This window comes from Burkholderia sp. PvR073 (genome assembly GCF_054055695.1).
This window is the reverse complement of record NZ_JBSRXO010000015.1, coordinates 83,443-97,779: the sequence shown is the minus strand read 5'-3', so window position 1 is coordinate 97,779 and position 14,337 is coordinate 83,443. Positions and strand designations below refer to the sequence as shown.

Annotated in this window: 10 protein-coding genes; 3 read left to right on the top strand and 7 right to left on the bottom strand. The window is 65.3% G+C overall.

The window, feature by feature from the left end:
* Positions 1 to 14: 14 nt before the first annotated feature.
* The 6 genes from ACVK00_RS31095 to ACVK00_RS31070 form a co-directional block, all read right to left on the bottom strand.
* Entirely contained in the window at positions 15 to 779 is a 765-nt protein-coding gene (locus ACVK00_RS31095) for a nitroreductase (RefSeq protein WP_284901239.1), read from the bottom strand.
* Positions 780 to 860: 81 nt separating this feature from the next.
* Positions 861 to 2,219 carry an MFS transporter gene (locus ACVK00_RS31090; protein WP_284901084.1) on the bottom strand — a complete coding sequence of 453 codons (1,359 nt, stop codon included), beginning with the start codon at positions 2,217 to 2,219 and terminating at the stop codon, positions 861 to 863.
* A gap of 386 nt (positions 2,220 to 2,605) precedes the next feature.
* Complete coding sequence (locus tag ACVK00_RS31085; RefSeq protein WP_284901086.1) at positions 2,606 to 4,294, bottom strand: tannase/feruloyl esterase family alpha/beta hydrolase; 1,689 nt, start codon at positions 4,292 to 4,294, stop codon at positions 2,606 to 2,608.
* Positions 4,295 to 4,790: 496 nt separating this feature from the next.
* Positions 4,791 to 5,807, bottom strand: a complete 1,017-nt coding sequence (locus ACVK00_RS31080; protein ID WP_284901088.1) for an AraC family transcriptional regulator — start codon at positions 5,805 to 5,807, stop codon at positions 4,791 to 4,793.
* Positions 5,808 to 6,282: 475 nt separating this feature from the next.
* Entirely contained in the window at positions 6,283 to 8,001 is a 1,719-nt protein-coding gene (locus ACVK00_RS31075; protein WP_284901090.1) for a dihydroxyacetone kinase family protein, read from the bottom strand.
* Between the two features lie 455 nt (positions 8,002 to 8,456).
* Positions 8,457 to 9,593, bottom strand: a complete 1,137-nt coding sequence (locus ACVK00_RS31070; protein ID WP_284901092.1) for a sigma-54 interaction domain-containing protein — start codon at positions 9,591 to 9,593, stop codon at positions 8,457 to 8,459.
* A 512-nt stretch (positions 9,594 to 10,105) separates the two neighbouring features.
* On the opposite strand from ACVK00_RS31070, the gene msuE reads away from it, so the two are divergent.
* Positions 10,106 to 10,666, top strand: coding sequence for an FMN reductase (msuE, locus tag ACVK00_RS31065; protein WP_284901094.1), 561 nt, complete (start codon positions 10,106 to 10,108; stop codon positions 10,664 to 10,666).
* A gap of 29 nt (positions 10,667 to 10,695) precedes the next feature.
* Positions 10,696 to 11,799 (top strand): dimethylsulfone monooxygenase SfnG, encoded by a 1,104-nt coding sequence (gene sfnG / locus ACVK00_RS31060; RefSeq protein ID WP_284901095.1) that lies wholly within the window; start codon positions 10,696 to 10,698, stop codon positions 11,797 to 11,799.
* Positions 11,800 to 11,883: 84 nt separating this feature from the next.
* Here the strand turns inward: sfnG and ACVK00_RS31055 are convergent, their stop codons facing one another.
* On the bottom strand, positions 11,884 to 13,227 hold the full coding sequence (locus tag ACVK00_RS31055) for an aminotransferase-like domain-containing protein (RefSeq protein ID WP_284901096.1): 1,344 nt from the start codon (positions 13,225 to 13,227) through the stop codon (positions 11,884 to 11,886).
* A gap of 278 nt (positions 13,228 to 13,505) precedes the next feature.
* Between ACVK00_RS31055 and ACVK00_RS31050 the strand changes: the two genes are divergently transcribed.
* Positions 13,506 to 14,291 (top strand): sulfite exporter TauE/SafE family protein, encoded by a 786-nt coding sequence (locus ACVK00_RS31050; protein WP_284901098.1) that lies wholly within the window; start codon positions 13,506 to 13,508, stop codon positions 14,289 to 14,291.
* Positions 14,292 to 14,337 lie beyond the last annotated feature (46 nt).

The window sequence follows — 14,337 nt, the reverse complement described above, 5'->3', positions numbered from 1 at the left end:
GACGTTGTCTCCATTCATTCATTATAAAAAGTAGTGAAATCGCCTACCGGACTGCGCTCCGTTACCAGCGTGTTCTCGATGCAGCCGTGATCCGCATAACCCAGGCTCATTCCGCACACCAACATCTGGTTGTCGGGAATGGACAGTTCGTTGGCGATGACGCGGTGGAACTTGTTGAAGGCCGCCTGCGGGCAGGTGTCGAGGCCGCGCGCCCGGGCGGCGATCATGACGCTTTGCAGGAACATCCCCGTGTCGAGCAGACTGCCTTCGCGCATGACCCGGTCAACCGTGAAGAACAGGCCCACCGGTGCGTCGAAGAAGCGGTAGTTGCGACCGTGCTGGACGTGCATCCGCTCCTTGTCACCCTTCTCGATGCCCAGCAAGCCATACAGGTTCCAGCCAACCGCGCGCCGGCGATCCACATAAGGTGCGATCCATTCGCGCGGGTAGTAATCGTAGGGCTCGTCCAGGTCGGCGCTGCGGCCTGGATCGTCATTGATTGCGTTGATGGCGGCCGACAGGCGGGACTTCGTCGCGCCTGTCACGACATGCACATGCCAAGGCTGGATGTTGACGCCCGTTGCGCTGAAGCGAGCCACGTCGAGGATGGCTTCGATGTGCTCGCGCGGAACCGGTGTGGGCAGGAAAGCGCGGACGCTGCGCCGCGTGACGAGCGCCCAATCGACGGCTCGGGTCACGTCGGCGAACGAGTTCAACGGAGGAGGAGAGAGACGGTCCATTTCGATGCCGGCATTGAAAGATGCTTTGCACTGAGCCATGTGGCGTTTGTCGAGGGTAGAGCTCATACGAGCCGTGTTGTTCGCAAGAATGTCGGCGATTGAGTTGCCATGGCAGAAGCGTCAGCGGCCCGCGCTACCCTGAACCGCGACAACAGGCGCACTGTTCGAGCGATGCGAGTCGGCACGTGTCTGGTTGATCAGCGTCACCGCCGCCGCGCCGATGAGGCCAGCCAGGCCGATCGCCATGAAATTCTGTTCGAGCGGCAGCTTCAAGGACACGAGGCAACCAATGAGCACCGGAGCCACGATCGCGCCGATCCGGCCCACGCCGGAAGCAAAGCCAACACCCGTAGACCGGATCGCATGCGGATAGAAGTCTCCCGCATAAGCGTAGGCCAGCAATTGCGTACCGAGTGTCGATGCGCCGACAACGAATACGACGACAAACAACGATACGGTCGACTTCGTGTAGCCCATCAGTGACAGCGCCACCGCCCCGACGACGTAAAACGCAATCAGCACCCGCTTGATGTTGACCTTGTCGCTGAGCCAACCGCCGAAGATCGCACCGACGATGGCGCCGACATTGAAGACAATCACGAAGTTCAAGGCCGAGCCCAGGCTATATCCGGCCATGGCCATCAGCTTGGTCAACCACGAACTGAGCGCGTAGACCATGAAGAGGCCTGTAACGAACGCGACCCAGATCATCGAGGTACTGAAGCCCCGCCCATCCTGGAAGAGGCGTCGCACCGATGCGTCCTGGGCTTGGTCTGACGAACCTCCCGCAAACTGCTCTTGACCGCTCAACGGATAGTCGGGCACCAACCGCTTCAGCACCGCGCGCAATTTGGCGTGCCGGCCGCGTTTGAGCAGGAAGACCATCGAATGGGGCATCGTCCTGATGATGAACGGGATCAGCAGGACAGGCAGCCCGGCGGCGAAAAAGACCGATTGCCAGCCGTAGCTGCCGATAAGCTGCTTTGCGGTCAGCGCCACGAGAATCCCGCCAATCGAATATCCCGCGAACACTAGCGTGACCAATCGGGTTCGCAACGCATTGGGTGAAAACTCCGCCATCTGCGCGGTGACGATCGGCAAGACGCCGCCGATGCCCAGGCCGGCGACGAAGCGCGTGACGCTGAAACTGACGGGATCGCTCGTCAACCCGGCGGCCGCGGTGAACAGACTGAACAAGGCCACGCAAACGCACATCATCGTTGGTCGTCCGAAACGGTCAGCCAGCGTGCCGAGGAAAATGGCGCCGAGCATGACACCAAACAGCGTCGAGCCGGCCATGATGCCAGCGCTGGTCGCGTCGATGCGCATGTCCTTCATGATCGACGGCAGCGCCGCGCCGACGACGGCAAGATCGTAGCCGTCGAGTATCAACATCAGGACACACCAGAACAGAACAAGCGCATGAAAGCCATTGAATCTGGCCCGACCGGCGAGTGAGTACACGTCTATCTGGTTCATGTCGTCTCCTTGGATTTAATGTCGTGCTTGAAATGCGCGCGAGTTGCAACCAGTGTCAGACGGACGCGATTGGCCGTCCATGTCCGTGAACTTCAACCTGAATGAGGTCATCGGACACCGATGTTTGCGGCGTTACGCCACTGGCGGCAGCCAGTTGGAGAAATCGCTTCTCGTGACGACGGATTGCCGTAGTCCCGCGGACAACCCGTGCCCCGTGCGACGGTCCGCATCGCACGGGTTATTCATCTATTCGTTTGAGTACGGGCGTAACGAGGGTGGTGATTTGCATCGGGCCGGAACGTGCGGACCCAGTCGGGGCAGCGCGGACAATTCCGGGCGGAAGCCAACCACCCGGCACAGCCGATTGGTGCGCACGGCGAACCGGACTAATTCGAGCACGAGAAGCTCGCCGCCAGATTCTGGTCGCCCCCGATGTATTTGGGCCACTGTGGGTATTCGCACATCGGTCTGGTACGTCCGGCTGTTGCCGGAGTCAGGTCGGTGATGGTCAGATCTTTGGGCGCGATTCCTTTCGTCACCCAGTTGTCCAATACCGTCAGACCGTCATATGAACCGTTGAATTGTCCGCCCAAGCCGTGGGCCGCACCCGGAACGAGATAGAACTTCAGAAATTGACCCAGTGGCCCCTGCCCGAATCGGGATACCAGCCTGTTGTAGTAATCGATCGACAATTGCGCCGGGATGAACTGGTCTGATTGCCCGTGCTGGAGAATGATCTTGCCGCCGCGGCTCTGGAACTGACTCAGATCGGTGCCGGTGCTGTCCATGAGCGCGCTCACCGCCTGGACGCGCGACGTTAGTGATCCCGGGTTGGCAGGATTGAAATTCAGAATGCTGGCGGCAGCGTCGCGAGCGACCGCGAACCGGAGCATGTCATTTGGAAACGCGTAAAAAAATGCGGTCTTGCCGATCACCCCGGGCTCGACTGTCGCATCGGCGGCGGCGCTACCCCAAGTCAGGGGAGTGGACCAAAAGTCCGCTCCGGAGAACGCGTTATATCCCGGAAAGGTCTGAATTCCGTTTGCCAGATTGAAGCTGAAGTCGAGCGGTGTGCCAGCGGTGGTCATCGTATTGATTTGCGCGTCTGACAAGCAACTGTCGCCGGTGTCTCCCCCGCCGGCGCAGCGAATCACTGCTGGATCGAACACGCACGCAGCAGGGTTGCTGATAATGCCGTCGGTCACGCCGTCCAGCGCGTCGCATTGCTTCATGACCGCTGCGAGCACGGCCTTGCCTTTGGCGGGCGTGATGTATCCGCCGGGCGCCAGCAGCGATCGCGAGATCCTGCCCATTTGCAGCCACAGTCCCGTGATTCCCGACGCGGGAAAGGTCGAAATGATGCCGTCGTAGTCGTGCGGGAATCGTTGCGCCGCGATCAAGCCTTGTCGTCCGCCGCTCGAGCCGCCAATGAAATAACTGTGCACGAAGTCCGACCCATATCGTGCCTTTGCAAGGTAGGCTGCGAAATCACGCGTCTTCTTGATGTGGTCGCCTGCGTAGTTGGCGAGTGCCTCGTCGTTTGCCGCAAACGAACCGTCCAGGGCGTTTCCCTCATGCCCGCTGTCGCTCCCCATCGTTACGTAGCCCCTGCGCAACGGCGTACTGACGCCCGCGGGCTCTGCCCCCGCCAGGAACCCGTCGGCGGGCGAACCCTCGGTATCGGCAATGGTGCCGTCAAATCCGCCGCCGCCAAAGTGGACCGCTTTTCCGTTGAAGTTGGTCGGAAGATCCACCTCCGTCCGAATATCGGGTGCGTTGAAATCGACCGGGTGAATGGTGCCAAGCACTTTGCAGTACTCACCATTGCGGTTACCAGAATCGGTATCGGACACGAGCGTCGCGGACACGACAGTAGCACCGGTTGTCGGCAACCCGATCGAGCTGGCAGGAACGGTCGTGCCGGCCAACGCACTGCACTTCGCGGCTGCCGTCACGACCGCGGCGTTTGCGGGTGCCGCGTCATCGCCGCCGCAGCCCGATACGGTAACGGCTGATGCTGCGAATAGAACACTCAAAATAGCCGGGCTTCGGCGGGTTCTGAACCGGGTTGTCATTCTCGTCTCCATATATTTTTTGCTACCGCAATGCGCTGCTCATCGAGGGCAATTTCTCTTTTCGCGCCGCTGATTGGGTGGCGGGTTGAAGGGAAAACTGCGGCCCGAGTAAGCGATTGCTTGTCTTGCGGTGTTTATCAAGTGCGGGGATTTCGCGGAGCCAACTCCGGTTCCGCCGCGCAACCGGGCGCGAGGCTTGTTCTGGTTTGCCGAACGCGATTGCAGTGTCAGCCTGGCCGGCACGCCAATCCATGCCCGCCGACCTCAGTTTGCGTGAGGTCTGTGGACACGCCGGGTTTTCGTTGTGCTTCGTGCATTGGCTGCCCATCACCCCGAGCATTCGAGGGGGCATGAGCGGGACGCCGTTTCGGCGCTGGCCGCCTATAGGCGATTCATCGGCTGCACGGCGTTGCCTTGCCTGGCCTCGGCAGCCATGCTCTTGCGCAATGCTCGTTTGGAAACGAGGCTCGAGCCTGTCGACCGCTCGGACGTACGATCAAGCGTTCGCCTTGCCGTGGCGGTACATTCCCGGGCTGGCCCCCGTCCACTTCCTGAAGGCCCGGTGAAAAGCACTGGCTTCCTGAAAGCCAGTCCGTGCCGCGACTTCGGCGACCGTGAGAGACGTGCTGGAAAACAACTCGATGGCGATGTCGCGGCGCAATTCGTCTTTCAGTTGCCGGTAGTTCGTGCCTTCGGCCAGCAGGCGGCGTTGCAGCGTGGCCGCGGATAGATTCAGCAGCCGCGAGAGCGCGTCGAGGTCCGGCCAGTCGTCGGGGGCCTGGTTTCTTAGCCGGCGCCTGACCTGGGCCGTCGTGCTCGATTCATTGCGATACTTGACCAGGATATTGGCTGGTGCATTCTCCAGGAATGCCCGCAGGCTCGCTTCCGTGCCGGACAGTTTGAGGTCGAGGAAGCTGCGATCGAACCGGATCAGGGTCTCCTCCGCGGAGAACGTCACGTCCTCGCAGAAGCGCATGCGGTAGTCGCTGTCATCGATAGGTGCGGACGCGCGAAACCTCATCTCGATCAGTGGAATCCGTCTGCGTGCGAGCCAGCATGCAAAACCGTGCACGAGGATGAACCACGTGCCGTAGGCAAAGAGCCGGCGTGTGCGCCCATCGTCATGAAGGATGATCACGGCATGCTCGCCTTCGCAGCGCAACTCCCCATGAATGTCGTCGAGAACGGCACGCAGGAACTTCAGCATGCGACGCAGCGCGTGTTCCAGATTGTCCGAATGCAGCGCCGCGTGACACATCAGCGCGTAACTGCCCCGGCGCAGTGGGTGGCTGTCGAGACCAAAGAACTCGTCGTCCATCAGGTCGGCCAGCGCCGCCCACAGGCGCGAAAAGGCCAACGCCGGCACACGGGCTCTCGGCGCATTCAATAATTCTGCCGCGATTCCAGCGTGCTGGAGGACGGCCGACACATCGAGATTCCGCTGTGTCGCCACGAGAATCGCCTCACGTACCAGGCTGATCGAGGTTGTGCCCTTGTCTTGAGCATCGTTCATGGTCAGGCTCATCCACGGAAAGTGCAGTGATGTTAATCGCTGCCGGGCGCAAGCGAAACCGGCCACCCGTGATGGCCGTGCGTCCGTATGGGCGCGTGGTGCTGATGGGCGGTGCGGGACTCGAGTTGCCGTATCCGTGGATCATGCGAAACGACCTCACGCTGCGCGGCAAGCGGATGTACCCCTGCAACGCGCATCGCCCTCGGCAGGCAATGCGGCTCCTCGCCGCGGGAAGCCGTCTCGTCCGGAACGGCTGCGGCGGTGGAAACAGAAGTCCACGATGGCACGTATCGCGTGAGGGATCCTCGCTATCAGCATGCCCCGGGCGGGCGCCGACGAGGATCAACGTCATCCCGCCAAAGAGCGAGGCCCGATGTCATAGGACGATGTGGGGATCGGAGTTTTCCCGGTGCCGTGGACGACGATGCGGCGGCGCGGCGACCCGGCAGGCCCGGCGCATCGCCCGAATCGGCGCCTACCGCACATGCGGCAGCAACGCGCGCAACCAGCACGCGACCGCCACCGCGCCGCCATCCGGCGTGCCGATCGCGCGTTCGCCGAGATAGCTCGCCCGTCCCGCGCGCGGTGTCATGCCGGCCGTCTGCTGCGCACCGTGTTCCGCAGCCTCGACTGCGGCCGCCCATGCGCTCGCGGGGTCGCGATCATGGTCGAGTGCGCGGTCGAACGCATCGGCGGCCGGCACCAGTGCGTCGAGCATCGTCCGGTCGCCGGCGCGCGCGCCGCCCAGTTCGCCGATCGCCTCCACCGCGCCGCGGAACGCCGCGGCCCAGTCGCGCGCCGACGGCTCGGCGGTATCGTCGGAATCGTCGCTGATGGCGAGGCGTCGCGACGCGCGCACCAGCGCGGTCGCGTAAAACGGTCCCGAACTGCCCGCGATCGCGCGGCGCAACGCGGCGCCCAGCGCCGCGAGCGTACCGGCCGGCGTGCCGTACGCGGCTTCCGGCAACGCGAGGATCGCCTGCGCGGCGCGATGCATGCTTGCACCGAGATCGCCGTCGCCCGCGGCCGTGTCGAGTTCCGTCAGTGTCGCCTCGTTGTCGATCAACGCTTGCGCGACCGCATGCAGCGCCGGCTGCAGCCGCGCGGCCCACGCGCGACCGGCCGCATCGAGCGGCGGCAGCGGCTCATCGTGCGCGGCCGCCGCGGCCACATGAATCTGCGCATTGACCGCGCCGCCGCCAGGCCATGCGCGCGCCTGCGTCGGCGCGTCGAGCAGCGCGGCGCGTTCTTCGTTCAACCGCAGCAGCGAGATCGAGCAGCCGGGCATGTTCAGCGCGGACAGGAACGTGCCGGCCCATGCGCGCGCGACCGTGATGCCGCGCCGGCTCAGGTTGTCGTACGCGGCGCGCAGCACGATCGCCAGCTCCATGTCCGGCGTCGCGCCGAGACCGTTGACGAACAGCGCGACGCGTTCGCCGCGATCGAGCACGAGATCGGCGACGATGCTCGACAGCAGCGTGTCGACGAGCGCATCGGCCGGCAGCGGCGCGGTGCGTTCGACGCCTTTTTCGCCGTGGATGCCGAGGCCGAGCTCGATCTCGTGATCGGCAAGACTGAACCCCGATTTCTCGGCGCCCGGGATCGTGCAGCCGTCGAGCGCGACGCCCATCGTGCCGAGTTCGGCCGCCGCATCGCGCGCGATTGCCGCGACGCGGGCAAGCGGCAGCCCGCGCGCGGCGGCCGCGCCGGCCAGCTTGTGGATCAGCACGGTGCCCGCGATTCCGCGCCGCTGCCCGCGCTCGACGCGGCCGCGCAGCGACACGTCGTCGGCGACGATCACCGTCTCCACCGGAATGCCCTCCGCGCGGGCGAGCTCGGCGGCCAGGCCGAAATTGAGGCGGTCGCCGGTGTAGTTCTTCACGACGAGCAGTGCGCCGTTCGGGCCGGCGCTCGCGCGGATGGCGGCGAGTATGGCGTCGGTCGACGGCGACGTGAACACTTCGCCGCAGACGGCCGCGCTCAGCATCCCTTCGCCGACATAGCCGCCGTGTGCGGGCTCGTGGCCGCTGCCGCCGCCGGACAGGATCGCGACGGGGCGCTGCGACGGCTCGGGCAGCGGCTGGCGGACGAGCACGTGCTCGTCGCCGAGGATCGCGAGATGCGGCGACTGTCGCGCGATGCCTTCGAGCATTTCGCGCACGACATCGGACGGGTGATTCACGAGCTTTTTCATGGCGACGGTTTCCTGACGGTGGGACGGAGGCCGGCGGACCTGCGTGTGGCCGGCCGGGTCGCGTGCTGTAAACGATAGGCGACGCGCACCGGAAACGGCGCGCCGCATTGTCGGCGTTAGGTAACGGCGATGTATTCGTAGCACGAATGTAACGATAACAGCGTCGCGCCCGTTCCCGGTCTCATCGTGAGCCTCGCCGGCGCTTCGCGCACGGCCGTGCGGAACGGGCCGGAGATTGGCGCGACAAGCGGTTCGGGCGGCGCGTGCCCGCTCGCTGGCTTGTTATCGGGACTCGGCCCGACGCCGCTCGGTTCGCTGACCGCTGCTCGCCGTGGCGGCTTCGCGCGCTGCCTCGCTTGCGTCGGTCGACGACGCAGGGGAATCGCGGCGCGGGCTCGGCACGAGCACTCGCCGCTCGCGAAAGCGCGGCACTGCGTGTCGCCGCGCGCTTCCTCTTACTTGACGGCAGCGATCACCTTCGCGCGAATCAGCCGCGCCCGCAGCACATTGCGGCTGATGCCGAGCAGTCTCGCGGCCTGGATCTGGTTGCGGTGGCTGAAGTCGAACGCCACGCGGATCACGGTGTCCTCGATACGCTCGAACAGGTTCTCGTGCGCGTCGTCGAACAGCGCGCACAGCGCCAGTTCGAGCGCTTCCTGAGCGGGCACACGGCCCGCTGCTTCCCGCGCGCCTGCGGCCGCGGCCGGTGCGCATGACGACGACAGGTTCAGGTCGGTGTCCTGCAACGCATCGTGGCGGCTCACCAGCAGCGCGTGATGCATCACGTTCTCCAGTTCGCGGATGTTGCCGGGCCACGGATGCGCTTCGAGCCGGCGCGCCGCGCGCGGATCGATGCTGCGCGGCCCGTGGCCGAGGCGGCCGCGGTATGTGTCGAGGAAGTGGCGCGCGAGCGGCAGGATGTCGCCGGGACGTTCGCGCAACGTCGGCACGTCGAGCCGCACGACATTGAGCCGGTAGAACAGGTCGCCGCGAAACCGTCCGGCCGCCACCGCCTGCTCCAGGTCGACGTTGGTCGCGGCCACCACGCGCACGTCGATCGGGATGCTCGTACGCGAGCCGAGCCGCACGACCTCGCGCTCCTGCAACACGCGCAGCAGCTTGACCTGCATCGGCAGCGGCAGGTCGCCGATCTCGTCGAGAAACAGCGTGCCGCCGTTCGCGGCTTCGAACCAGCCGGGCTTCGCGCCGACCGCGCCCGTGAATGCGCCTTTCTCGTGACCGAACAGTTCGCTGTCGACGAGCGTGTCGGAGAGCGCGCCGCAGTTCACGGCGACGAACGGCCCGTCGCCGCGATGGCTGACGTCGTGCACGTGGCGCGCGATCAATTCCTTGCCGGTGCCGGTCTCGCCGGCGATCAGCACGTTCGCGTCGCTCGGCGCGACGCGCCGCACGCGTTCGAGCAGCGCGAGCGAACGCGGATCGACGAACACGTGTGCACGGGCGCGATCCGGCGCGTGATGTGCCGAGCCGGCGAGAACGGGTGCGCCGCGCGACCGCGTGCGCGATTCGTCCGGCTGAGCGGTGACGATACGAAGATTGACCGGACGCGGCGTGGCAAACAGGGAGGTCATGGCGATGAAGGCGTGAGTCGTTCGAACGGGCGGACCCGCGCCGACGGGCGCGGTGGTCCGGTTGCTGCGTGGTCAGCAGAGTGTTCCGTGTTTTGCGTCGCGCGGGAAGCATCGATTTCTGATAACGAAAGCGGCATTGCTGCGCAGGATGCAGCGACGCGCGAGCACGTTGCGGCGACAGCGGATTCGACGTCATCGTGTTCGATGCGACGGTGCCTGACCGCTGCGATCAGACGAGCCCAGCGCGCAAAACTGCTGATTGAGCAGCAGCGCATCAGCAACGCTGTTTCCGCCGGTTCATCTCGCTGGGGAATATCGATGTGAGGCGCTTCCTGGAACGCTTGCCACGGCTGCTCAATTGGCCGCGGAACCCATACGCGGCGGGCGATCGAGGAAAACTTCGTGATGCAGATGATCGGACGATCGCCCAACCGTCGACAATGGCACGCTCCTTGCGACCCTGGCACCGTATCGGCGCGACAACGCGCAGCTCGACCACGGGAACGCATGGCATGAGCAACACCCTCAACGTAGTCGCCCTGTCGGGCGGGCTGCAACGACCGTCACGCACGCTGGCCCTGACGAACGCGATCGTTGCCGCGCTCGGCGACGCGTTGCCGATCGACACGCGGCTGATCGAACTCGGCGAGATCGGCAACCGGCTGGCCGGCGCGCTGAAGCGCGCGCAGGTACCACCCGATCTCGACGCACTGATCCGCGCGATCGAGACGGCCGATGCGCTCGTCGTCGCGAGCCCCGTGTATCGCGCGTCGTACACCGGCCTCTTCAAGCACCTGTTCGACCTCGTGCATCACGAATCGCTGGTCGATGTGCCGGTGCTGCTCGCGGCCACCGGCGGCAGCGAGCGCCACGCGCTCGTGATCGATCACCAACTGCGGCCGCTGTTCAGCTTCTTCCAGGCGCGCACGCTGCCGATCGGCGTGTACGCGGCCGAAAGCGATTTCGACGGCTACGAGATCGCGAACCCCGCGCTGCGCGCCCGCATCGCGCTCGCGGTGGACCGTGCGGTGCCGCAACTGCGACCGCGCGCACTGGCCGCCGTGGCTGCATAACCCGTTTTCCCCTTCCATCAGGACCTTTCATGAGCATTCACGAACCTTCGGCCGACGGCGTCAAATTCGCGTACTGGGTGCCGAACGTCAGCGGCGGCCTCGTCGTCAGCACGATCGAGCAGCGTACCGACTGGAGTCTCGAATACAACCAGAAGCTCGCGCGCACGGCCGAGGCGGCCGGCTTCGACTACGCGCTGAGCCAGATCCGCTTCACGGCCGGCTACGGCGCCGAATACCAGCACGAATCGGTCTCGTTCAGCCAGGCGCTGCTGCACGCGACGACGAAGCTCAAGGTGCTCGCCGCGATCCTGCCGGGGCCGTGGCATCCGGCCGTGGTCGCGAAGCAACTCGCGACGATCGACCATATTTCGAACGGACGCGTCGCGATCAACGTCGTCAGTGGCTGGTTCAAGGGCGAATTCACCGCGATCGGCGAGCCGTGGCTCGAGCACGACGAACGCTATCGGCGCTCGAAGGAGTTCATCCAGGCGCTGAAGGGGATCTGGACGCAGGACAACTTCACGTTCAAGGGCGACTTCTACCGCTTCAACGACTACACGCTGAGCCCGAAACCCGTGCAGAAGCCGCATCCGGAGATATTCCAGGGCGGCAGCTCGCGTGCGGCGCGCGACAACGCGGCGAGCGTGTCGGACTGGTACTTCACGAACGGCAACACGCCGGAGAACCTGAAGGCGCAGATCGACGACATTCGCGCGAAGGCCGCGGCGAACAACCATCGCGTGCGGATCGGCGTCAATGCGTTCGTGATCGCGCGCGACACCGAGGAAGAGGCGCGAGCCGTGCTCGACGACATCGTCCGGCACGCGCACGTCGAGGCCGTGCACGCGTTCGGCGATGCAGTGAAACAGGCCGGCAGCGCATCGCCGGAAGGCGAGGGCAACTGGGCGAAATCCACGTTCGAGGATCTCGTGCAGTACAACGACGGCTTCCGCACGAACCTGATCGGCACGCCGCAACAGATCGCCGAGCGAATCGTCGCGCTGAAGGCGATCGGCGTCGATCTCGTGCTCGCCGGGTTCCTGCATTTCATCGAGGAAGTCGAGTATTTCGGCCAGCGCGTGCTGCCGCTCGTGCGCGAGCTCGAAGCGCGGCGGCAGGCGGTTGCCGCGTGATGTGCGCCGGCTCGCGTTGACGGTTCGATCTCTGTCCGGATGCCGAGCCGGGCGGGCGCGCGAGCCGGCGCCTCCGCGCGCCGCTCACTCGGTCAGGTCGAAATCGTCCTCCCGGCCGTTCAGCATCGCGGTCAGCGTGCGCAGGCCGGCATCGAGCTGATCCATGGTCGGCGCCGCCAGCGCGAGCCTGACCGCGTTCGGCGCATGGCCGGCCGACACGGCGAAGGTGGTCGACGGCGTCAGCCCGATGTCGCGCCTGGCCGCGGCCGCGACGAGGGCCTGCGAACGCCAGTGCGCCGGCAACGTCAGCCACAGGTGATAGCACTTGCCGTTGGTCCGGATATCGAAACCCGCCAGACGCTCGATCGCCAGTGCCTGACGCGCGCTCGCATCGATGCGCTTCAGTCTCGCCAGCTCGGCCACGGTGCCATCGCGCATCAAGCGCTGCGCGGCCGCGAACGCGAATCCCGACGCGGTCCATCCGCCCGAGCGCACCGAGGCCATCACGCTTTCGCGCAGCCGCGGCGGCGGCACGATGAAGCCCAGGGTCAGGCCGGGCGTGACCTTCTTGGACAGGCTGTCGATCACGATGCAGGCGTCCGGCGCGAGCGCGGCCAGCGGCGGCTCGTCGTCGAGAAACCCATACACGTTGTCCTCGATGACCGGAATGTCGAGCTTGTCGAGCACGCGTAGCAGATCGGCGCGGCGCGCGGCGTTCATCGTCGTGCCCAGCGGATTCTGGATGGCCGGCTGAATGTAGATCGCCGAGAGCCGGGCCTCTCGGTGTGCCTTTTGCACGGCGTCGGGCCGGACGCCATCTTCGTCCATCGCCAGCGGCACCAGCGTGATCCCCAGCTTGGCGGCGATGCCCTTGATGAACGGATAGGTCAGGGCCTCCACGCCGCAGCGGCCGCCCGTCGGCACGACCGCCGCAACGGCCGCGGCGACGCTTTGCCGCCCGTTGCCGGTAAATACGAGCTGTTCCGGCGACGGCGACCATCCGGGCTGCGCCAGATACGCGGCGGCGACGCTCCGGATGGCAGCGGTTCCGGTACTCGTCGCCTCGCGCAACGCGGCGTCGAGCTCCGCAGGTCGGTGCAATCCGCTCAGACTTCTCGCGATCAACGCGGTCTGATCCGGAACGGTCGGGTAATTGAACTCGAGATCGATCCGCACCCCGCGCGGCTCGCCCGGTGCTGCCGCGCCGCGCCGCGTCTCACCCGAGACGAAGGTGCCCCGGCCGACCTCGCCCACCACCAGCCCGCGGCGTAACAGTTCCGTGTAGACCCGGCCGGCCGTCGATGCGGCGATTGCATGCTGGTCGGCGAAACGGCGCTGCGGAGGCAGACGGTCGCCCGGCCTGAGCGTGCCGTCCGCAATTTGAGCGGCGATCGCGTCGGCCAACTGCAGATACTCGGATTTCGACATGAATTGCACCGATAGCAATGATTATTGCACTGAGGTCAATGTTTTGATTGCACTGAGTGTTGCGGCGGTGCATTCTGTTTTCATCAACTCGATTGTACCGGGGCTGACATGCCAGCGCGGCCCATGCGGCCTGCTGTGCGCTTGCGCACCGCATCGCCCCGGCACACCCAATGGAGAAGCAGCATGCATGCAGCCCTGATCCACCGTGCGGCGACGACGCGGGCGCGACCCGCTTCGCGGCTGTCCGCCACTCCGCCGTTCGAACCGGCGAGAAAATCATGATGGCCGCGCCTGCCGCAATGGGCCCGGAGTTGACGCTGACCACGATCCTGATCGCGTTCGCCGGCGTGTTCGTGATCGCGTTCATGCGCGGCGCGTTTGGCGGCGGGTTTGCGATCATCGGTATTCCGCTGCTGTCGCTCGTGATGGACCCGGTGACTGCCGGCGGTCTGCTCGCGCCGTTGTTCATCGCAATGGACCTGTTCGCGCTGCGCTACTGGAAGCCGTCGACCTGGTCGAAGCCGGACCTCGTGCTGCTCCTGCCGGGGCTGGTGACCGGCATCGGCTTCGGCTATCTGGCATTCCGCTTCCTCGACCATCGCGCCATCGAGCTTCTGATGGCAGTGGTCACGCTGATCTTCGTCGGCCTGTGGGTGAGGGGCGGCGCGGCACTGACGGTTCGTCCGCGTTCGTCGCCGAAGGCCGTCACGGCCGGCCTTGCGTCGGGCGTCACGACGATGGTCGCGCATTCGGGCGGGCCGCCGCTCGCGATGTATCTGCTGCCGCTCGGCCTCAGCAAGGAGATGTACGCCGGAACGACGAGCATGTTCTTCACCGTGGGCAATGCGATCAAGGCGGTGCCGTGGATGCTGATCGTGAGGCCGACCGCGAACGTCTGGGCATTGATGGCCGTGTGCGTGCTGGCCATTCCGGCCGGCGTGATGTCCGGCTGGCGTCTTCACGGCAAACTGGATCAACGCCTGATCTACCGGATCTGTTACGGATTGCTGGCGGTGACCGCGGTGAAACTGTTGTGGGACAGCATTTCCGGCTATCTCGCATGAAGCAGGCGCGTTGGCGCATGGTTCCCACGGATGCAAACCAATCAGT